This window comes from Haemophilus sp. SZY H53 (assembly GCF_054332375.1).
The window spans coordinates 134,781-154,561 of record NZ_JBTGNV010000002.1 but is presented as its reverse complement, the minus strand read 5'-3'; the positions used below and the strand labels follow the sequence as shown (position 1 = coordinate 154,561).

The window sequence follows — 19,781 nt, the reverse complement described above, 5'->3', positions numbered from 1 at the left end:
ATTTGTTAAATTTCCAAGTATTGCAATTAGTGATAATAAAATAGGATAAAAAATGAATTTAAAACAAGAAAAAATTGCGGTGTTATTTGGTGGCACATCAGCTGAACGTGAGGTTTCGCTTAATTCAGGTGCAGCCGTGTTAAATGCCTTAGTAAGCCAAGGTTATAATGCTCATGGTATTGATCCTAAAGAATATAATGTTGCGAATTTAAAAGCAGATGGTTTTGATCGCGTCTTTAACATTCTACATGGTCGCGGTGGTGAAGATGGCACTATGCAAGGTTTATTGGAACAAATCGGTTTGCCTTACACGGGTTGTGGCGTGATGGCTTCTGCGTTAACCATGGATAAAATGCGTACTAAAATGTTATGGAAAGCTTTTGGTTTACCTGTCGCGGATATGGAGATCGTGACGAAAGAAAATGCTCACGAACTAAACCCAGAAGTAGTGGTCAAAAAGCTAGGTTTACCTTTGATGGTTAAGCCATCTCTTGAAGGTTCAAGTGTGGGTTTGACAAAAGTAAAAGCAGTAGAAGAATTAAAAAGTGCGGTCGATTATGCGCTTAAATTTGATAACACCATTTTGATTGAAGAATGGTTAGCAGGGGATGAATTAACGGTGCCTGTTTTAGGTGGCAAAGTATTGCCTGCTGTTCGCATTGTGCCAGAAGGTGAGTTTTATGATTATGATGCGAAATATATTTCCGATAATACCCAATATTTTTGTCCAGCAGGACTTCCTACGGAACGTGAACAAGAGCTATCGAAATTAGTGAAACGAGCCTATGATGTGGTGGGTTGTCGAGGTTGGAGCCGTATTGATGTCATGACGGATGCTCAAGGTAATTTCCGTTTAGTGGAAGTAAACACTAACCCAGGAATGACAAGTCACAGTTTATTCCCTAAATCTGCGTCAACAGTCGGTATTTCATTTGAACAACTCGTCGTGAAAATTTTGGAGTTGAGTGCGTAATGAATGTAATCAAGCGCAAAAATACATCACCAATAAAATTGGGACGTTCATCTAACGGAGAGAGGAAATTCCGTTTTATGTTTCAGATTAAACTTGTGCTGGTGTTACTTTGTGCGGGGCTAGGTTATTTCGTTTATTCAAATTGGCAAAGTTGGCTTGAAAGCTTAGACGGTGATAGAAAAATTACAGCTTATGCATTGGTTGGACAAAATGAGTTTACCACTTATCCTGATGTGCAAGATGTGCTGCTAAAAATGGGTGAGCTTAAAGGCTTTTGGGCGCAAGACGTGAAGCAAATTCGGGAGCAACTTGAAACGATCCCTTGGGTAAAAGGTGCTGTCGTTCGAAAAGTTTGGCCAAACCGTTTAAGTATTTGGTTATCTGAATATCAACCAGTTGCAATTTGGAATAAGACGGAATTTGTTACGAAAGATGGCATAGTTTTCCAATTGCCCATGGATAAGTTAAAAGAAAAAACCTTCCCGTATTTAGGAGGACCAGATTACCAAAATCTAAAAGTGTTAGAAGCTTGGGGGCAAATTTATGCTGATTTTAAGGCCAAAAATTTAATGGTCAAGGGAGTCACGATTGACGAGCGCGGTGCATGGCAAGTTACGTTAGATAACGATATAATACTAAAACTTGGGCGGGGTGATTGGAAGCCTAAGTTGGATCGGTTTGTAACGATTTTTCCACAAATTGAAGTTCCAGAAGGAAAGCGCATTAATTATGTGGATTTGCGTTATGCGTCTTTATCTGCAGCGGTCGGATTAATAGATAAATAAGAATAATTTATTGGGTGTAATGAGAAAATGACAAAAGAATTGGAACCGAAAGTAATTGTAGGCCTTGAAGTAGGGACATCAAAAGTGGTTGCTGTTGTCGGGGAAGTACTTCCTGATGGCGTTGTGAATGTTCTTGGGGTCGGCAGTTGTCCTTCCAAAGGAATTGATCGCGGAAGCATTACTGATTTAGATGCCGTAGTTAATTCTATTCAACGAGCAATTGAAGCCGCCGAGTCAATGGCGGATTGTCAGATAATGAGTGTTACACTAGCTATTACAGGTGAACATATTCAAAGCTTAAATGAAAGTGGTTTTGTTGCTATTTCTGAAAATGAAGTCACCCAGGATCAGATCGATGATGCTTTACATACTGCAAGTTCGGTGAAATTATCAGAAGGTCTTTCTTTATTACATATTATTCCACAAGAATATGCAGTAGATAAACAGATTAATATAAAAAATCCATTAGGCTTGCGAGGCGTTCGTTTAAAAGCAAATGTACATTTAATTGCTTGTCATCAAGATTGGCAAAATAATTTGAAAAAAGCGGTTGAGCGTTGTGGGTTACAAGTGGATAAAGTTGTATTTTCAGGCTTTGCCGCTACTCATTCTGTTTTGACAGAGGATGAAAAAGATCTCGGCGTTTGTCTTGTCGATTTTGGTGCGGGCACAATGAATATGATGGTTTATACCAGTGGTTCGTTACGTTTTAGTAAAGTGATTCCATATGCTGGCAATATTGTGACCAATGATATAGCTCACGCTTGTACGATTTCTCGGGTGGAAGCAGAGCGCATAAAAGTGAATTATGCCAGCGCTTTGTATCCAGCGCGTTTACACGGTGATAAGAAAATTGAAGTGGCGAGTATTGGAGGAAGAGCGCCGCGTGCTTTAACCAAGAGTGATTTATCTTTAATTACTTCAGCAAGATATATTGAATTACTCGGAGTGGTTAAAGATGAATTAGATAAACTTAAAGCAGAATTAGAAACTAGACATATTAAATTTGAACTTATCGCAGGTATAGTGATTACAGGTGGTGGCGCACAGATGGAAGATCTGAAAAGTTGTGCCGCAAGCGTTTTTGGTTGCCAAGTGCGTATCGGCAGTCCGCTAAATATTACTGGATTAACTGATTATGTCAATCGTCCACAATATTCTACTGTTGTAGGCTTATTACAATATCATCATCAAAATAGTGATAATGATCCGATCGATAATGATTATTCCGATGAATCGATTGGTACAAAATTTTGGAAATTGCTCAAAAATATTTTTAATAAAGTGAAGTCAGAATTTTGAAAAATTTAGATTTTTAATTTAGAATAGAAACAATTTAACTTTTTTAATGTGCTAGCAAAGTATTAGCAGTAACGGAGAACAGCAAATGTTATACCCAGAGTATGGTGATTTTGAAGAGCAAACAGGAGCGCTGATAAAGGTTGTCGGTGTCGGTGGAGGCGGCGGTAACGCAGTTAACCACATGGTTGCTAATATGGTGCAACAAGAATTTAATGGTAATTTCTTGGGCGAGAATGCAATTGATAGTGATGAACACGGTAAGATCGTATTCTATGCGGTAAATACCGATGCACAAGCATTACGTAAAAGCCAGGTTCAACAAACTGTACAAATCGGTGGGGCAACAACGAAAGGTCTTGGGGCGGGAGCGAATCCTAATATAGGTCGTAAGGCGGCTGAAGACGATCAAGAAGAAATCCGTAAAATGCTTGAAGGTGCAGACATGGTTTTCATCGCTGCAGGTATGGGAGGCGGAACGGGTACGGGAGCTGCACCTGTTGTCGCTAAAGTCGCAAAGGAATTAGGTATATTAACTGTTGCTATCGTGACCAAACCATTTAACTTCGAAGGCAAAAAACGTATGCAATTTGCTGAGCTTGGTATCAAGGATCTTTCCCAATATGTGGATTCAATGATCATCATTCCTAATCAACAAATTCAAAAAGTTCTCCCGAAAAATGCAACGTTAATTGATGCTTTTGCTGCGGCTAATGATGTTTTACGTAATTCTGTTATGGGGATCTCCGATATGATCACCTCTCCTGGCTTAATTAACGTGGACTTTGCAGACGTAAGAACCGTTATGTCAGAGATGGGGCAGGCGATGATTGGTTTTGGCTCGGCTCAAAGTGAACCTGGTGCAGGTCGAGCAGAAGAAGCGGCACGTCTTGCGATCAAAAATGATTTACTAGAGAAAGTTGAGCTTTCTGATGCTAAAGGTATACTTGTTAATATTACCGCTGGGATGGATCTTGGCTTTGATGAGTTTACCGTAGTAGGGAGCACTGTTGGTAGTTTTGCTTCAGATGATGCGACTATCGTCGTTGGTACCAGCTTAGTCCCTGAAATGAGCAATGAAATCCGTGTAACTATCGTAGCAACAGGTTTAGGTGATGTAGTTGATGCAGAGCCGGTTGTAATTACTCGCCCTCAATCGGCAGTACAACAATCGGCAGCGCAAGAAACGATTCAACCAAAACCACCCGTTGGTTTACATGGCTTGGATGCATTAAGACACAATCCTCAATCAGAGCCTGCACAGGAACAGAATTCTCAATACGGCAATTTGAATAAGCCGCTTGATCCAAGTCGTTTAGAACAGTTGAGAAATAACCCTAATTTCTTTAATCCAGCATCATTTAATCGTGATGAGAAATAAATAAGAATAGTACATAATCTTGTTGTGAAACAATAAGGTAAAAAAGATGATTAAACAAAGAACATTAAAACAAAGCATTAAAGTCACAGGTGTTGGCTTACATAGCGGTAAAAAAGTAACATTAACGTTGCGTCCGGCTATGCCGAATACTGGCGTGATTTACTGCCGTACTGATCTTAATCCGCCGGTGACTTTCCCTGCAAATGCAAATTCAGTGCGTGATACCATGCTTTGTACTGCACTGGTGAATGAACAAGGTGTGCGTGTTTCAACCGTAGAACACTTAAACGCAGCATTAGCGGGTTTAGGTATTGATAATATTATCATTGAAGTTGATGCACCTGAAATTCCAATCATGGACGGTAGTGCAAGCCCATTTATTTATTTGCTTTTAGATGCAGGTATTGAAGAACAAAATGCACCGAAGAAATTTATTCGTATTAAGAAAAATGTACGAGTAGAAGACGGTGATAAATGGGCAGAGTTTAAACCTTACAATGGTTTCCGTTTAGATTTCACAATTGACTTTGCTCATCCTGCGATTAGTAAAAATGTACGCAATTACGTGATGGATTTCTCAGCACAAGCATTCGTACATCAAATTAGTCGTGCAAGAACCTTTGGTTTCATGAAAGATATTGAGTATCTTCAATCTCAAGGCCTTGCATTAGGTGGTAGCTTAGATAATGCTATCGTATTAGATGATTACCGTATCTTAAATGAAGATGGATTACGCTTCAGAGATGAATTAGTTCGTCATAAGATGCTTGATGCGATTGGCGATCTTTACATGTGTGGCTATAACATCATCGGTGATTTCAAAGCTTATAAATCTGGTCACGGTTTAAATAATAAGTTACTCCGTGCTGTACTTGCCGATCAGGAAGCGTGGGAATTTGTTACCTTTGAAGATAAGAAACAAGTTCCACAAGGTTATGTTGCGCCTGCGCAGGTACTCATCTAACAGTGTTTTGTTGAAAAGCTATACTTCTTTCGGGAGTATAGCTTTTTTATTTCCCATCTTGCTCTATTATTTTTGTTTTCTGCGAAGGTAAAGAGCGGTCAAAAATAGAGGTGTTTTTACTATGAAAAAATTATTTACCGTGCTTCCTCTTGTGCTAGCAACTTCTGCGGCAATGGCATATGAACAGGACAAAACCTATCAATTTACCATATTGCACACCAATGATACGCACGGACATTTTTGGCCGAATGCAAAAGGTGAATATGGCTTTCCTGCACACAAAACAATTGTTAATCGCGTAAAAGCTGAAGTCGAGCAAAAAGGTGGTTCACTCGTTTTATTAAATGCAGGTGATTTTAATACTGGTGTACCTGAGTCAGATATGCAAACAGCAGAACCTGACATTAAAGCAATGAATGCGATGGGCTATGAAGCAACCGTATTAGGTAATCATGAGTTTGATAATCCACTACAAATTCTTGATATGCAAGAAAAATGGGCGAACTTCCCATTCTTATCTGCAAACGTCATTAATACCAAAACAGGTAAAACCTTAGTTAAACCTTATACCATTTTAAATAAACAAGATCTTAAAATTGCCGTGGTCGGTTTAACCACAGAAGATACTGCAAAATTAGGTAACCCAGAATACCTTCATAATGTGAAATTTGAAGATCCAACAACGGTAGCAAAAGCTACATTAAAAGAGCTAAATGAAACCGTTAAGCCCGATGTAAAAATCGCTTTAACACATATGGGCTATTACTATGATGCGAAACATGGTTCAAATGCGCCTGGTGATGTAAGTCTTGCGCGTAATCTAGATAAAGGCGCATTCGATATGATTATCGGTGGTCACAGCCATGATCCGATTTGCGTGGATGATAAAGGGGTATGGATTAAAGATTATCAACCAACTCAACCATGTAAACCAGATTTCCAAAATGGTACTTGGATTATGCAAGCATTTGAATGGGGTAAATACGTTGGTCGAGCTGACTTTGAGTTCAAAAATGGTGAGTTAAAATTAGTGAATTATCAATTAATTCCAGTGAACTTGAAGAAAAAAGTGAAAAAAGAAGACGGTAAAACAGAATATGTGAACTATGCCGAAGAGATTCCACAAGATCCAGAAATGGAAAAACTTTTAAAGTCTTACCAAGATAAAGGTGATGCTTTATTAAGCCAAAAAGTGGGGAAATTAAATGGTAAGTTAGAAGGTGATCGTACCATTATTCGTTTTGAACAAACTAACCTTGGTCACTTAATTGCAGAAGCACAACGTCAAAAAGCGAAAGCAGACATTGGTATCATGAACTCAGGTGGTATTCGTGATTCTATCCAAGAAGGTGATGTAACCTATAAAGATATCTTAAAAATCCATCCATTTGGTAATATTGTGAGCTATTTTGAATTAACCGGTAAAGAATTACTGGATTATTTAAATGTGGTGGCATTGAAAGAAGTGGATTCGGGTGCCTATGCACAATATTCAGGTATCAGCATGACAGTAAATCGTGCGGATAAGAAAGTTGAAAATGTGAAAATTCAAGGTAAACCATTGGATTTAAATAAAACTTACCGTATTTCTGTCCCAAGCTATAATGCTGCCGGTGGAGATGGTTATCCAGTCATGACAAAAAATCCAACTTTCGTTAACACCGGTTTTATTGATGCGGATGTTTTAAAAGAATTTTTTGAGAAAAATTCACCTATTAGTGCTGAAAAATATATCCCTCATAATGAAGTAACCTTTAAATAAGGAATGAAATGGCATTAGAGTTATCCGAAATTCGTCAGCAAATTACGCAAATTGATCGCAGCTTGTTAAAGCTGCTTTCAGAGCGTCACCGGCTGGCATATGATGTAGTAAGAAGCAAAGAAGTGACGCAAAAAGCGTTGCGCGATTTAGAGCGCGAGCAGCAACTGTTACAAGAGCTTATTCAATTTTCTGAAAGTCAAAATTATCAGCTTGAACCGCAATATATTACCGCAGTCTTCCAAAAGATCATTGAAGATTCTGTGCTCACACAGCAAGTGTATTTACAGAAAAAGCTCAATGAGCAACGAGAAGAAACGTTACATATCGCTTTCTTAGGCAAGCGTGGTTCTTACTCTAATTTGGCTGCGCGTAATTATGCTGCTCGCTACCATCAGCAATTTGCTGAAATCAGCTGTGATTCCTTTGCTCAAATTTTTGAAAAGGTTGAAAGTGGGGAATCTGATTATGGCGTACTTCCTTTAGAAAACACCACATCAGGCGCAATTAATGAAGTTTATGATTTACTTCAACATACCAACTTATCTTTGGTAGGCGAGTTGGCTTATCCTATCAAGCATTGTGTTTTAGTGAATGAACAGGATGATTTAAGCAAAATTGATACACTTTATAGCCATCCACAGGTGATCCAGCAGTGTAGTCAATTTATTCAAAGTCTTGAGCGAGTGCATATCGAGTACTGCGAAAGTAGCTCTCATGCCATGCAGCTTGTGTCAAGCTTGAATAAACCGAATATTGCGGCACTGGGCAATGAAGATGGCGGCAAGCTTTACGGCTTACATGTGTTAAAACATAATATTGCGAATCAAGAAAACAATATTACTCGTTTTATTGTGGTAGCCAAACAAGCTCGAGAAGTTTCACCGCAAATTCATACTAAAACCTTATTGTTGATGACAACATCGCAACAAGCGGGTTCTTTGGTGGATGCTTTACTTGTGTTTAAAAAGCATGGTATTAATATGACCAAGCTTGAATCTCGTCCTATTTATGGAAAACCTTGGGAAGAAATGTTCTATTTGGAAATTGAAGGAAATATTCATCATCCTGATACCCAAATCGCCTTGGAAGAGCTTAAGCAGTTCAGTAATTATCTGAAAGTACTTGGTTGTTATCCAAGTGAAATTGTGAAACCTGCGAAGGTATAACGAAAATAAAAAAGAGCGGTCGATTTAAAACAACGTTAAAATCGACCGCTCTTTTTATCGGGAATTTTTAGGCTTTTTTCAAGAACTCTGATTTCAACATAATTTTGCCACAATCAACGTTGTGATCACCGTTTACCAGACGGATGTTTTTGAATTTCGTGCCTTTCTTCAACACTTCAGATGAACCTTTTAATTTTAAATCTTTAATTAAAAGCACATCATCACCATCGGCTAACAAGTTACCGTTGCTGTCTTTAACAATCAGTTGATCTTCATCGGCTTCAACTGTTTCGTTACCATTCCACTCATTGCCACAATCAGGGCAAACAAAATTCACAGAATCATGATAAACATATTCGCCTTTACATTTTGGGCAAGCTGGCATTTGATCCATTTCTTTTTCCTTCTTTATCTGATTTAAGCAAAGTATAATGCGCACGGAGTATAACAAAAAAGTGACTATTCGCCAAAAATGGGCAATTTCACGGAATTTATGAGGTATTTATGAAAAAAATTATGCTTTTGAGTGCAGTTATGGGGAGTTTAATCTCAGTTAATGCATTCGCTCACAATATCCAACCTAACCAACTTTTAGCTAATGTAACGGTTTCAGATAAGGGTGAAATTACTTTAAATGGCAATGATGTGGCGTATAAATCGTGGAGCGCAACGGCATTACCTGGCAAAGTCCGTGTGATTCAGCACATTGCAGGCAGAAGTGCGGCAAAAGAGAAAAATCAAGCAATGATCGAAGCCATCAAAGCCGCTCATTTTAACCAAGCTAAATATCAAACCACGACGATTATTAATGCTGATGATGCTGTTGTGGGCACAGGCATGTTTGTGAAAAGTAGTGCAGAAAAAGGCAAAAAAGAAAATGCCCACAGCCAAGTGATTTTAGATGATAAAAGTGCGGTCAAAAATGCATGGGGATTACGTGAAAAAGACAGCGTGATTATTTTGCTTGATAAAACCGGCAAAGTGCAATTTGTGAAAGAAGGTAAATTGACGGATGATGAAGTCAAGGAAGTCATTTCACGTGTAACAGCGTTAATGGTGAAGTAACAGACCTATAAGCGGAAGTTGTCTTCCGCTTTTTTATCCTTTGAAATCCAGCATTAATTTTCTCAATGTGCCACAATTTCGTTGAAATTTACGACAATGTGTACAAATGGAAAGATGCAAATTGAGCCCAATTTTTTCTTTGGTCATTAATGGGCGTTCCTGCGCATCTGAAATGAGTCGAGTCGCTTGGCGACATTTCATAAAGTCACTCCTTAAAGTTTATGAGATAAGCAGTTTTGAAGTTGTAAGCGGGCACGATAGAGCGTCGTGTGCAAGTTACTTATACTTAGTTGATTTTCTTGGCAAATTTCTTCGGAAGATAATTCCAAAAACTCTCTCATCATAAAAATCTTGGCTTGTTTGGCCGGTAGGCAAGTTAAACAAGTTTCAAAAATCAGCCAAAACTCTTCGGAATAGACCGCACTCTCGCTCTGTTCAAGATCAAGTGGGGAATGTTCAGCTTTCCAGTGTCCCCCTTCATCAAAGAAATGATTGGTTTGTTCTTCATCTTCAATTTCGGTTTCTAGCACTAATTTGCCTTTCTGGCGAAGAAAATCAATGATTTTATTTTTTAAGATAGCAAAGACCCAGGTTTTAAATGCGGCTTGTCGTTTAAATTGTTCAAGATGGTTAAATGCACTTAAAAAACTCTCTTGCACCAAATCTTCAGCCAATACAGAATCGCCCACCTGTAATGTGGCAAATTTCAGCATTTGCTCTCTAATTAGTGTCAGTTCTTTATCGGAAATTCCGGTTTCCATATTTTTTCCTTGGAAAATGTGTAAGAAAAAGGTTCCTGATTCGTCTAATGATAATGAAAGGGGAAGGCCTTTCTAGATAACGTTAATTATTCACAAATTAAGGAAGATTCAAAATGAAAAATATTACTGCAAAAACAGCCTTTACCGCTATTGCTGCACTTTTCTTCGCAACCAGTCTTTATGCGACCGATATGAAATCTAATGAAATGTCGATGGCAAAAGATCCCATGCCGATGACAAAAGACGCTATGCCAATGCAAAACGACAAAATGGCATCGGATGGAATGATGAAATCTCATGATATGAAATCTCACGACATGAAAATGGATAATATGAAATCAGAAGGCATGCAATCTAATGATATGAAAACAAAAGAAATGAAGAAAAAAGCAAAAACAATGGAAAACCCGAAAATGTAATGCTTTCTTCTTAAAAGAAAAACGGCGGTCAAATTGACCGCCGTTTTTGTATCAAAGTGAGATTATTGTTTACGCCACGTTGTGCCGTTGGCGCCATCTTCTAACACAATTCCCATCGCGGTGAGTTCATTACGTGCCGCATCCGCAGCAGCCCAATCTTTAGCTGCACGAGCTTCGTTGCGTTGTTTGATGAGCGCTTCAATTTTTGCGACTTCATCATCGTCAGAGCCAGCTTGTAAGAATTTTTCTGGATCTTGTTGAAGTAAACCTAAGATACCCGCTAACTCACGTAAACGCGCAGCAAGACTATTGGCTTTTTCTGCATCTTCAGTTTTCAATTTATTGATTTCACGCGCCATTTCAAATAGGACAGAAAGGGCATTAGGCGTATTGAAATCATCGTCCATGGCTTCACGGAAGGCTTCCACAAAATTTTCACCACCAAAAGCGACCGCACTTTGATCAGTGCCACGTAAAGCGGTGTACAAACGTTCCAATGCACCTTGTGCTAAATTCAGGTTTTCTTCACTATAATTGAGTTGGCTACGATAGTGTGCCGTTAGTAAGAAATAACGTACCGCTTCTGCATTGTAGTGGTTTAATACATCACGAATAGTGAAGAAGTTGCCGAGGGATTTCGACATTTTTTCTTTATCTACCATGATCATGCCAGAATGGATCCAATAATTCACATATTGGCCACCGTGAGCACAACAAGATTGCGCAATTTCATTTTCGTGGTGCGGGAACATTAAATCAGAACCACCGCCGTGAATATCAAAATGTTCACCAAGTTGTTTGCAGTTCATCGCCGAACATTCAATGTGCCAACCTGGGCGACCTGCGCCCCATGGGGATGGCCAGCTTGGTTCGTTTTCTTTCGACATTTTCCAAAGCACGAAATCCATTGGATTTTTCTTGATTTCATTAATTTCAATACGTGCACCCGCTTGTAATTGGTCAAGATCTTGGCGTGATAATTTGCCGTATTCTTTAAAGCTTTCTACATCAAACATCACGTCACCATTGTCTGCAACATAAGCATGACCACGTGCAATCAGTTTTTCCACAATCTCAATAATTTCAGGGATATGATGCGTCGCACGAGGCTCAAAATCAGGGCGTAATACGTTTAACGCATCAAAATCTTTATACATTTCTTGTACCATACGATCCACAAGTTGATCGCAGGTTTCTTTGTTTTCTAATGCACGTTTAATGATTTTATCGTCCACATCCGTGATATTACGCACATAAGTTAAATCGTAGCCTAAAGAGCGTAAATAGCGAGCAATCACATCAAAACATACAAAGGTACGGCCGTGGCCAATATGGCATAAATCGTAAACGGTCACGCCGCACACATACATACCCACTTTTCCTTCATGGATAGGTTTGAACACTTCTTTTTCACGAGTGAGGGTATTAAAGATCTTTAACATATTTTTTCTCTTCTGATTGGAATCCGACCGCACTTTTTCTGCTCATGGTGGCACTTTCTCGCCATTTGTGGAATAATGAATGCCTTAATTTTCAAGAGGAAAACAACATGGTTACATTACACACAAATTTTGGCGATATTAAAATTCAACTTGATTTTGATAAAGCGCCAATCACTGCAGAAAACTTTTTAAATTATTGTAAAAACGGTTTCTATAATAACACAATTTTCCATCGTGTTATTGATGGATTTATGATCCAAGGCGGTGGTATGGAAAGCGGAATGCGTGAAAAAGCAACAAACGCACCGATCCAAAATGAAGCCAATAATCGTTTAAGCAACAAACGTGGCACAATCGCCATGGCGCGTACCTCTGATCCTCATTCTGCAACCGCACAATTTTTCATTAACGTAGCTGATAATGACTTCTTAAACTATCGCTCAAAAGAGATGTTTGGCCGTGAAGTTGTGCAAGAATGGGGCTATGCCGTATTCGGTGAAGTGGTTGAAGGCATGGATGTGGTTGATAAAATCAAAAAAGTAAAAACCGGTAATAAAGGCTTCCACCAAGACGTGCCGACAGAAGATGTGGTGATTACATCCGTTTCTGTAGAATAATTAATTCGGTGTGTGGATACGCAATCTACACACCTTTTTTCTTAAGTAAAATAACATTATGCCTTTCTTCGATACTCATACCCACCTTGATTATCTTCATCATGACACTGGTGAGCCATTAGCTCAGCTCGTGGAGAACGCTAAGCAAGCTGATGTGCAAAAAATCTTGATTGTGGCGGTAAAAGAATCGGATTTTAAAACGATCCAAAATATGAACGCACTTTTCCCTGAGCATCTTTATTATGGGCTTGGGCTACATCCTCTTTATATCAAAGAACATCAAGAGCATGATTTAGAGATATTGGATGCGGCATTATCTATTCGTAATCAAAATTGTACAGCCGTAGCAGAAATAGGCTTAGAGTGTGCGATTCCCGATTTATTGACCGATGAATTATGGCAAAAGCAACAGCACTTTTTGGAAAGTCAGCTTTATTTAGCGAAGAAATACAATCTGTCGGTTAATTTACATAGTCGTAAATCCCACGAGCAATTATTCCGTTTTTTAAAACAGGCTAATTTGCCAAAATGTGGTGTGGTGCATGGTTTTTCTGGAAGTTATGATCAAGCAAAACGATTTGTGGATTTAGGCTATAAAATTGGCGTAGGCGGCACCATTACTTATGAACGTGCAAATAAAACCCGCCAAGCGATTGCGAAGTTACCATTAGATGCGCTGGTATTAGAAACGGATACACCAGATATGCCAGTGTTTGGCTTTCAAGGACAACCTAATCGACCAGAACGGATTGTTCACACCTTTGAGGTGTTATGCCGTTTAAGAAGTGAAAATGCTGAAGTAATTAAAGAAACGGCTTGGCAGAATAGCTTAACCTTATTCGGTTAAACCTTAAAACGGTAAATCACTTGATTGGCTGAACCGCGCCAAACTAAGCTTGGGTCAGCCTGTTCTTGTATAAATTTTCCATCAATGAGCACGTCAATATAAGGTAACATTTGGCGTTGATAATCATCTAGTTCATCTAGTTTATATCCCGTCCACACCCAAATATCCTTATCAGGACATTCTTTTTTTACACGTTGTACAAAAGGAAGTAAGGCTTCAACATTACGAGGATGCATCGGATCCCCACCAGAAAGTGTAAGTCCTTGACGTTTAATGCGCGTATCTTTTAAATCATTGATGATCTGTTGCTCCATTGCTTCATCAAATAATACGCCATTATCAAAAGACCAACTCTTTTGGTTGTAGCAACCACGGCAACCATGCGTACAACCGCTAACGAAAAGGGTACAACGCGTGCCTTCGCCATTTACAACATCGGTAGGGTAGTATTGGAGATAGTTCATGGTTTTACCTCAAAAGTGCGGTTGATTTTCTCGTCAAATTCACCGAATTGATAAATTAACCTTTGCAATACCGGGCCAATTCTTGCATAATAGCCCACCTAATCGCATTGCGATATCAATGGAAATCTTCTCAGTCTCTCGCAACGGTGTCCGGTTTACTCGGTCAGGTTCGGAAGAAAGCAGCCAAAGTCGGAATTTCTGTGTGCCGAGAATAAGCTGGGAAGATTTCCACCCAACTTATCCTTCCTTGTTTTACACACGCTCCACTAATTGTTTGAAGAACCCTTTTTCTAATTGCAATAATTCTGCATAAGTGCCTTTTTCAATTAGCTTTGCTTCATCAATCACATAAAGCTCATCAAATTGCTCAATCGCCGTTAAGCGGTGAGTCACCATAATTAAGGTTTTATTTTCAGCATGGGCAAGAATTAAACGCAGAATTTGGCGTTCCGTTTCTCGGTCTAAACCTTCAGTTGGCTCATCTAATAATAAAATTGGCGCATCATTAAGCAAAATACGCGCTAAGCCTAAACGACGTTGTTCTCCACCAGAAAGTGGACGGCCGCCATCACCTAACCAAATATCTAAACCTTGTTCTTGTTCCAACAATTTGCCTAAACCAACTTGATTTAACACCTCGATCATTTTTTCATCTGAAATCTTGACCGCACTTGCAAATTGCAGATTTTGACGAAGTGTATCGCTAAATACATGAACACGTTGCGTTAAAAAGCAGAATTGGTTGCGTAATGTGTCTTCTGAATAATCAGCAATGGGTTTTCCAGCAAGGAATAATTCTCCTTGATTAGCATCATAATTACGCACTAAAAGCTGTAATAACGTGGATTTTCCGCTGCCTGTTTTACCTAAAATTGCGACTTTTTTGCCTTTTTGAATAGTTAAATTCAAATTCTCTAAAGCACGATTTTGACGTTCAGGATAAGTAAAAGAAAGATCTTTGGCTTCAATTAATGTTGTGGCGTTTTGATCGAACTCCGCTTTGCCATTAAAAGCCACTAATGGTTGTTGTTCGATAATATCTGTCAGGCGTTCAGCTGACGCAATGACTTGCCCGATATGTAAGAATGCAGAACCTAATGGCATTAAGATTTCAAATGAAGCTAAGGCCGCAAAAGTGAAGAGCGCAATAAATGCCATGCGATATTCATCGTTACCAAACTCCGCTTGTGAGCTAAACCACAACATTGCGGCAATAATTAAACCATTTAAAAAGAGTGAAAGTGCGGTTGAAAATCCGCTTAAATTTGCTTCTTTTTGCTGGTCTGCTTGCCAGTTAGCTTCAGTTTTAGCCATGTTATCTTTCAATTTATCTTCAGCATTAAAGAGCAATAATTCCGCTTGTGCTTGGATAAATTCTAAGAATTGCGTGCGATAAAGTGCGCGTGAATGCACGAGTTTATCGCCAAATTTTTTACCCAGTTTGTAGAAAACGGTTGGAATGACGAATACTAATAAAAGCAGGCTCACACCTAAACCTAAGGCTAAAGGTGCATTAACAAAACTTAAGCCAATACACATGGCTAGAATTACAAAAATAGCCGTAATAAATGGCGCAATTAAGCGAAGGTAAAGGCTATCGAGGGTATCTACATCCGACACTAAGCGGTTTAATAAATCGCTGTTACGGTAGCGATTTAACACCGCAGGGCTTAAGGGAATAATCTTCTCAAAAACTTGCACGCGTAATTTAGCCAAAATGCGGAAAGTCGCATCGTGCGTCACTAACTTTTCAAAATAGCGGAAAAAGGTGCGGCTAATAGCAAGCCCACGCACAGAAGCAGATGGATAGAAGAAATTAAATAACGTGCCAAGACCCGCAATGGCCGTTGCCGCTAAAAACCAACCCGAAGTGGTCAGCAAGCCAATACTGGATACGAGGCCCGTGATCATTAAAACCAAGCCTAAAAATAAAGGCAGCTTGGCGAATTTAAATAAACGTAAAAAGGGAAGTAAAGCACGCATTATTGAATATCCTCTTTTCGTTGAGCCAATAATTCGGCAAAGAAGCCTTGATCTTTTAATTGGTTGAAATGCCCTTGTTGAACAATTTCACCTTCTTGCATCACAAAAATATTGTCACATTGTTTTAGATCTTCAATACGGTGTGTGATCATTAAGGTCGTTTGGTTATGGCTCATTTCTGCAAGGGCAGCAAGTACCAGATTTTCAGACTGAGCATCCAGGCTAGCCGTTGGCTCATCGAGTAATAATAAATTGCCTTTGCGTAGTAAAGCGCGAGCGATCGCTAAGCGTTGAGCTTGGCCTACAGATACACCAATCCCACCATCTTTAATTTCACTATCTAAGCCTAATTTATCGGTAAACTCTTTCGCTTGAGCAGAAATCAAGGCTTGCTCAATTTGCTCATCAGTAGCTTGAATATCACCTAAAAGTAGGTTTTCTTTGATTCTGCCTTGTAGCAGTAATGGGTTCTGACCTACCCACGCAATTTGTTTACGCCAGTCGCTTAAACGGCTTTGATTCAGTTCCACACCGTTAATTTTTAAGCAGCCTTCATAAGGCAAGAAACCCAGTAATACATTGATTAAAGAGGTTTTTCCTGCACCACTTTGGCCCACAAGGGCAATATGGCTTTCTTCCGGAATATGGAATGAAAGGGGTTTAGTTAATGGTTGACCTTGTGGAGAAAGCGCCACTAAATTTTCAGCCTGAATGTCGACCGCACTTTGCGCTGGAATTTGTTCATTGCCTTGATGTGCAATTAAATAATCCGCCTCTAAGAAATCAACAATGGCATCAGCCGCACCAATACCAGCTGCACGATCGTGGTAGTAAGTCCCGAGATCACGCAATGGTTGATAAAACTCTGGTGCCAGAATTAAGCAGAAAAAACCGGTAAATAAGGTCAGCGTAGTGCCATAAGTGCCAAATTCGACTTGGCCTAAATAGCTAAAACCAAAGTACACCGCCATTAAAGCAATGGAAATGGAGGTGAAAAACTCTAACACAGCAGAAGAGAGAAACGCCATTTTAAGTACCGTCATGGTCGTTTCACGGAAGTCTTCTGTTGTGTTTTCAATATGTTGTGTTTGTTCTGAAGTGCGGTTGAAAAGACGTAAGGTTTCTAAACCACGTAAGCGATCCAAGAATTGTGCACTTAAGCGAGAAAGGGTCGCCATATTTTTTTGGCTGCTATCCGCTGCTGCAATCCCCACCAGAATCATAAAAATTGGTACAAGCGGTGCAGTGACCATCAAAATCAATCCAGCCGCCCAGTTGAGCGGGAATACGGCAATTAAAATCACCATTGGTACAATGGCAGACAAACTTTGTTGTGGTAAGAAGCGCGCATAGAAGTTATGCAGATTTTCAACTTGTTCAAGCATGATACTTGCCCAGCTACCGGCGGGTTTATTATTGATGGTAGCTGGTCCCACTTGGTGGATTTTGTCTAAGATCTTTTGGCGCATATCGTTGCGTAGTAATCGACCAGCTTTAAAGCCAATTTTTTCGCGCAGCCATAAAATGGCCGCACGCAAAGCAAAAGTCATGATTAATGCAATAAAATAGAGAACCAATTCAGTGCGATCGACATTTTGCATAATGAGCTTGTCGAGCAATGTCGCAAGAAAATAGGTTTGAGCCACAAGAATTAAGGAAGAAAGTGTGGCAAGGGCAATATTGGTGTGCATTAATTTTTTAACAGGTTGTTGTTGCGCACGAAGCCATTTTTGTAAGTATTTTTGGCGAAGTTTGTCCATTGTTTTTGTTTATCCTAGGATAGGATGGGTTGGCTAGAGGATTAAAAAATCTACCTTTGAAAAATAATAGGTGCGTGAAACCTTGTTTTACGCACCTTACATGAGAATTTAGCGCACTTATTCTTGTGCATCTAAATAACGTTCAGCATCTAATGCAGCCATACAGCCTGTACCTGCTGAAGTAATAGCTTGGCGATAGTTGTGATCCATTACATCACCCGCAGCAAATACGCCTTCCACAGACGTTGCTGTTGCATTGCCTTCAAGACCAGACTTCACAACGATATAACCGTTATTAAGTTCAAGCTGACCTTGGAAGATTTCAGTGTTTGGCGCATGACCGATGGCAATAAATAAACCGTCTAATTTCACGTCTTCTTTTTCGCCAGTTTTCACGTTTTCTAAACGTACACCTGTTACGCCCATGTTATCGCCTAACACTTCATTCAAAGTGCGGTCAGTATGAAGCACGATTTTGCCTTCTTCGACTTTTTTGTATAAGCGATCGATTAAGATTTTTTCCGCACGGAAGCTATCGCGACGGTGGATTAAATGTACTTCAGACGCAATATTGGCTAAGTAAAGCGCTTCTTCAACTGCGGTATTTCCGCCACCGACAACGGCAACCGGTTTATTGCGATAGAAGAAACCATCACAGGTTGCACAAGCTGAAACGCCACGGCCTTTATAAGCGGTTTCAGATTCTAATCCGATATAACGTGCTGATGCCCCTGTTGCGATGATTAACGCATCACATGTGAAGGTTTGCATATCGCCATAAAGTTTGAATGGGCGAGAAGATAAATCGACTTTATTGATATGATCAAACACGATTTCGGTTTCAAATTTTTCAGCATGTTGCAACATACGTTGCATTAAACCAGGGCCAGTTGTCATTTCAAAATCACCCGGCCAATTTTCAATTTCATCTGTGGTAGTAAGTTGCCCACCTTGTTGAAGACCGGTCACTAAAACAGGTTTTAAGTTTGCGCGAGCAGCATAAATAGCCGCAGTATAACCCGCAGGGCCCGAACCTAAAATTAATAATTTACTGTGTTTAACGTCTGACATAAAGAATCCTTTGTTTATAAAATAAAGCATGAGGCTTTTGGAATTCGTTCATTATAAAGCCTTCATGCATAAAAAAATAGTTGATCGTATTAGTAAAGCAATGAATAGAGCCATCGGCGATATTTATTGGTGATAGGATCTGCATTGCCAATGGCTGATAAAATAGATAAAAACTGTTGTTTCACTTCACCATTTTCTGCAGAAAGATCTTGTTTTAGAATGTTAAATAATAAATCCAATGCTTCTTCATTTCGATTGGCTTGATGTAGCTGAACAGCCAATTTCAACGCAATTTCAGGCGTTGGATTTTTCGCATAATCCGCTTGTAATTGCTGAATTTCTGGTGTATCAGCCGCTTTAATTAAAAGTTCAATTTGCGCTTGTAAGCCATGCCAACGGCTGTCGCGATCCTGAATTGGAATTTGCGCTAAAATATCTGCCGCTGGCTCTGTTTTTTTCATGGCGATATAGGTTTCTGCATAAAGTAATGCGACATCGCTGTTTTTCTTATCTGAAAGCTCCCAGGCTTCTTTCAGTAGTGGAAGGGCCGAGTCGTAATCTTCCACTTGTAAAAAGTCCAAGGCTTTTTGGAATTTTAAATCTTCTTCTTTTGGCAAAATGGCGCTCAAACGTTGCAATAAGCTGGCTTCATCTAATGCACCTGGGAACGCATCTAATGCTTGTGCTTCTTTAAAAAGATAAGTTGTAGGCAACGCTTGAATACGAAATTGTGCGGCAATCATTTGCTCCGTTTCACAATTGACTAAGCCGAGAATAAATTGTCCTTGGTGTTGTTCTGCCACGCGTTGTAATAGATTGGCAAAATCTGCCGATTCTTTATGGCTTGGTGCGTAAAAGTTAATGACAAGCGGGGTTTCGACGGAACGTTGCAACGTTTCCGTAAGATTTTGTTCGTTGAGTTCAACTAAAAAAGGTAAATCTGACATTTTTATTCCTTGATCAATGGAAAATGATACCTGATTTTAACAAAGTGCGGTCAGTTTTAGAAATGTTTTACAGGA

Annotated in this window: 20 protein-coding genes and 1 other RNA gene; 12 read left to right on the top strand and 9 right to left on the bottom strand. The window is 39.5% G+C overall.

Annotated elements, in window-relative coordinates; genetic code table 11:
• Positions 1–52: 52 nt before the first annotated feature.
• The 7 genes from ACXVWB_RS02870 (at position 53) to pheA (ending at position 8,330) form a co-directional block, all read left to right on the top strand.
• Positions 53–973 (top strand): D-alanine--D-alanine ligase, encoded by a 921-nt coding sequence (locus tag ACXVWB_RS02870; RefSeq protein ID WP_289901307.1) that lies wholly within the window; start codon positions 53–55, stop codon positions 971–973.
• Complete coding sequence (locus tag ACXVWB_RS02865) at positions 973–1,758, top strand: cell division protein FtsQ/DivIB (RefSeq protein WP_289901306.1); 786 nt, start codon at positions 973–975, stop codon at positions 1,756–1,758. The genes ACXVWB_RS02870 and ACXVWB_RS02865 overlap by 1 nt, the downstream gene beginning before the upstream one ends.
• A 27-nt stretch (positions 1,759–1,785) precedes the next feature.
• Positions 1,786–3,060, top strand: a complete 1,275-nt coding sequence (gene ftsA, locus ACXVWB_RS02860) for a cell division protein FtsA (RefSeq protein WP_289901305.1) — start codon at positions 1,786–1,788, stop codon at positions 3,058–3,060.
• Between the two features lie 85 nt (positions 3,061–3,145).
• Entirely contained in the window at positions 3,146–4,438 is a 1,293-nt protein-coding gene (ftsZ, locus tag ACXVWB_RS02855) for a cell division protein FtsZ (protein ID WP_289901304.1), read from the top strand.
• 46 nt (positions 4,439–4,484) lie between these two features.
• Positions 4,485–5,402 carry a UDP-3-O-acyl-N-acetylglucosamine deacetylase gene (gene lpxC, locus ACXVWB_RS02850; RefSeq protein WP_289901303.1) on the top strand — a complete coding sequence of 306 codons (918 nt, stop codon included), beginning with the start codon at positions 4,485–4,487 and terminating at the stop codon, positions 5,400–5,402.
• Positions 5,403–5,523: 121 nt separating this feature from the next.
• Positions 5,524–7,164 carry a bifunctional UDP-sugar hydrolase/5'-nucleotidase UshA gene (ushA, locus tag ACXVWB_RS02845; RefSeq protein ID WP_289901302.1) on the top strand — a complete coding sequence of 547 codons (1,641 nt, stop codon included), beginning with the start codon at positions 5,524–5,526 and terminating at the stop codon, positions 7,162–7,164.
• 8 nt (positions 7,165–7,172) lie between these two features.
• Entirely contained in the window at positions 7,173–8,330 is a 1,158-nt protein-coding gene (pheA, locus tag ACXVWB_RS02840; RefSeq protein ID WP_289901301.1) for a prephenate dehydratase, read from the top strand.
• Between the two features lie 67 nt (positions 8,331–8,397).
• Here pheA and ACXVWB_RS02835 read toward each other — a convergent pair whose 3' ends face one another.
• Positions 8,398–8,724: a zinc ribbon domain-containing protein YjdM gene (locus tag ACXVWB_RS02835; protein WP_005699889.1), complete on the bottom strand. Its 327-nt coding sequence runs from the start codon at positions 8,722–8,724 to the stop codon at positions 8,398–8,400.
• A gap of 110 nt (positions 8,725–8,834) precedes the next feature.
• Between ACXVWB_RS02835 and ACXVWB_RS02830 the strand changes: the two genes are divergently transcribed.
• The gene (locus tag ACXVWB_RS02830) at positions 8,835–9,395 is read left to right on the top strand and encodes a YtfJ family protein (protein ID WP_289901300.1); all 561 of its coding nucleotides are present in this window, start codon (positions 8,835–8,837) and stop codon (positions 9,393–9,395) included.
• Positions 9,396–9,428: 33 nt separating this feature from the next.
• On the opposite strand, the gene ACXVWB_RS02825 is transcribed toward ACXVWB_RS02830, so the two are convergent.
• On the bottom strand, positions 9,429–9,596 hold the full coding sequence (locus ACXVWB_RS02825) for an anti-sigma factor family protein (RefSeq protein WP_289901299.1): 168 nt from the start codon (positions 9,594–9,596) through the stop codon (positions 9,429–9,431).
• Positions 9,597–9,607: 11 nt separating this feature from the next.
• Complete coding sequence (locus ACXVWB_RS02820; RefSeq protein WP_289901298.1) at positions 9,608–10,156, bottom strand: sigma-70 family RNA polymerase sigma factor; 549 nt, start codon at positions 10,154–10,156, stop codon at positions 9,608–9,610.
• Positions 10,157–10,269: 113 nt separating this feature from the next.
• On the opposite strand from ACXVWB_RS02820, the gene ACXVWB_RS02815 reads away from it, so the two are divergent.
• Positions 10,270–10,575, top strand: coding sequence for a hypothetical protein (locus tag ACXVWB_RS02815; RefSeq protein ID WP_289901297.1), 306 nt, complete (start codon positions 10,270–10,272; stop codon positions 10,573–10,575).
• 62 nt (positions 10,576–10,637) lie between these two features.
• Here the strand turns inward: ACXVWB_RS02815 and cysS are convergent, their stop codons facing one another.
• A complete protein-coding gene (gene cysS, locus ACXVWB_RS02810; protein WP_289901296.1) occupies positions 10,638–12,017 on the bottom strand; it encodes a cysteine--tRNA ligase in 1,380 nt (459 codons plus the stop codon).
• A 107-nt stretch (positions 12,018–12,124) separates the two neighbouring features.
• On the opposite strand from cysS, the gene ACXVWB_RS02805 reads away from it, so the two are divergent.
• Positions 12,125–12,634: a peptidylprolyl isomerase gene (locus tag ACXVWB_RS02805; RefSeq protein ID WP_289901295.1), complete on the top strand. Its 510-nt coding sequence runs from the start codon at positions 12,125–12,127 to the stop codon at positions 12,632–12,634.
• A 58-nt stretch (positions 12,635–12,692) separates the two neighbouring features.
• Complete coding sequence (locus ACXVWB_RS02800; protein WP_289901294.1) at positions 12,693–13,481, top strand: TatD family hydrolase; 789 nt, start codon at positions 12,693–12,695, stop codon at positions 13,479–13,481.
• Here ACXVWB_RS02800 and nrdG read toward each other — a convergent pair.
• Entirely contained in the window at positions 13,478–13,945 is a 468-nt protein-coding gene (gene nrdG, locus ACXVWB_RS02795) for an anaerobic ribonucleoside-triphosphate reductase-activating protein (protein WP_005696501.1), read from the bottom strand. The genes ACXVWB_RS02800 and nrdG overlap by 4 nt on opposite strands.
• Positions 13,946–14,072: 127 nt before the next feature.
• Here nrdG and ffs point away from each other — a divergent pair.
• Positions 14,073–14,171: signal recognition particle sRNA small type (gene ffs / locus ACXVWB_RS02790), an RNA gene on the top strand.
• A 26-nt stretch (positions 14,172–14,197) separates the two neighbouring features.
• Here ffs and cydC read toward each other — a convergent pair.
• The 4 genes from cydC to ACXVWB_RS02770 all read right to left on the bottom strand — a co-directional run bounded on the left by cydC (position 14,198) and on the right by ACXVWB_RS02770 (position 19,706).
• Positions 14,198–15,928 carry a heme ABC transporter ATP-binding protein/permease CydC gene (cydC, locus tag ACXVWB_RS02785; protein WP_289901293.1) on the bottom strand — a complete coding sequence of 577 codons (1,731 nt, stop codon included), beginning with the start codon at positions 15,926–15,928 and terminating at the stop codon, positions 14,198–14,200.
• Complete coding sequence (gene cydD, locus ACXVWB_RS02780; protein WP_289901292.1) at positions 15,928–17,688, bottom strand: heme ABC transporter permease/ATP-binding protein CydD; 1,761 nt, start codon at positions 17,686–17,688, stop codon at positions 15,928–15,930. Before cydD ends, cydC begins: the two co-directional genes overlap by 1 nt.
• A gap of 117 nt (positions 17,689–17,805) precedes the next feature.
• Complete coding sequence (trxB, locus tag ACXVWB_RS02775) at positions 17,806–18,759, bottom strand: thioredoxin-disulfide reductase (protein WP_005699879.1); 954 nt, start codon at positions 18,757–18,759, stop codon at positions 17,806–17,808.
• A gap of 89 nt (positions 18,760–18,848) precedes the next feature.
• Positions 18,849–19,706 (bottom strand): co-chaperone YbbN, encoded by an 858-nt coding sequence (locus ACXVWB_RS02770; protein WP_289901291.1) that lies wholly within the window; start codon positions 19,704–19,706, stop codon positions 18,849–18,851.
• Positions 19,707–19,781: the final 75 nt, after the last annotated feature.

Excerpts from the sequence above, each read along its gene's own strand:
- pheA (WP_289901301.1), top strand. The coding sequence starts at position 7,173 with ATGGCATTAGAGTTATCCGAAATTCGTCAGCAAATTACGCAAATTGAT.
- trxB (WP_005699879.1), bottom strand. The coding sequence starts at position 18,759 with ATGTCAGACGTTAAACACAGTAAATTATTAATTTTAGGTTCGGGCCCT.
- ACXVWB_RS02835 (WP_005699889.1), bottom strand. The coding sequence starts at position 8,724 with ATGGATCAAATGCCAGCTTGCCCAAAATGTAAAGGCGAATATGTTTAT.
- ftsZ (WP_289901304.1), top strand. The coding sequence starts at position 3,146 with ATGTTATACCCAGAGTATGGTGATTTTGAAGAGCAAACAGGAGCGCTG.
- ACXVWB_RS02805 (WP_289901295.1), top strand. The coding sequence starts at position 12,125 with ATGGTTACATTACACACAAATTTTGGCGATATTAAAATTCAACTTGAT.
- ACXVWB_RS02830 (WP_289901300.1), top strand. The coding sequence starts at position 8,835 with ATGAAAAAAATTATGCTTTTGAGTGCAGTTATGGGGAGTTTAATCTCA.
- ACXVWB_RS02815 (WP_289901297.1), top strand. The coding sequence starts at position 10,270 with ATGAAAAATATTACTGCAAAAACAGCCTTTACCGCTATTGCTGCACTT.
- ftsA (WP_289901305.1), top strand. The coding sequence starts at position 1,786 with ATGACAAAAGAATTGGAACCGAAAGTAATTGTAGGCCTTGAAGTAGGG.
- ACXVWB_RS02870 (WP_289901307.1), top strand. The coding sequence starts at position 53 with ATGAATTTAAAACAAGAAAAAATTGCGGTGTTATTTGGTGGCACATCA.
- cysS (WP_289901296.1), bottom strand. The coding sequence starts at position 12,017 with ATGTTAAAGATCTTTAATACCCTCACTCGTGAAAAAGAAGTGTTCAAA.
- lpxC (WP_289901303.1), top strand. The coding sequence starts at position 4,485 with ATGATTAAACAAAGAACATTAAAACAAAGCATTAAAGTCACAGGTGTT.
- ACXVWB_RS02770 (WP_289901291.1), bottom strand. The coding sequence starts at position 19,706 with ATGTCAGATTTACCTTTTTTAGTTGAACTCAACGAACAAAATCTTACG.
- ACXVWB_RS02820 (WP_289901298.1), bottom strand. The coding sequence starts at position 10,156 with ATGGAAACCGGAATTTCCGATAAAGAACTGACACTAATTAGAGAGCAA.
- cydC (WP_289901293.1), bottom strand. The coding sequence starts at position 15,928 with ATGCGTGCTTTACTTCCCTTTTTACGTTTATTTAAATTCGCCAAGCTG.
- ushA (WP_289901302.1), top strand. The coding sequence starts at position 5,524 with ATGAAAAAATTATTTACCGTGCTTCCTCTTGTGCTAGCAACTTCTGCG.
- nrdG (WP_005696501.1), bottom strand. The coding sequence starts at position 13,945 with ATGAACTATCTCCAATACTACCCTACCGATGTTGTAAATGGCGAAGGC.
- ACXVWB_RS02825 (WP_289901299.1), bottom strand. The coding sequence starts at position 9,596 with ATGAAATGTCGCCAAGCGACTCGACTCATTTCAGATGCGCAGGAACGC.
- cydD (WP_289901292.1), bottom strand. The coding sequence starts at position 17,688 with ATGGACAAACTTCGCCAAAAATACTTACAAAAATGGCTTCGTGCGCAA.
- ACXVWB_RS02865 (WP_289901306.1), top strand. The coding sequence starts at position 973 with ATGAATGTAATCAAGCGCAAAAATACATCACCAATAAAATTGGGACGT.
- ACXVWB_RS02800 (WP_289901294.1), top strand. The coding sequence starts at position 12,693 with ATGCCTTTCTTCGATACTCATACCCACCTTGATTATCTTCATCATGAC.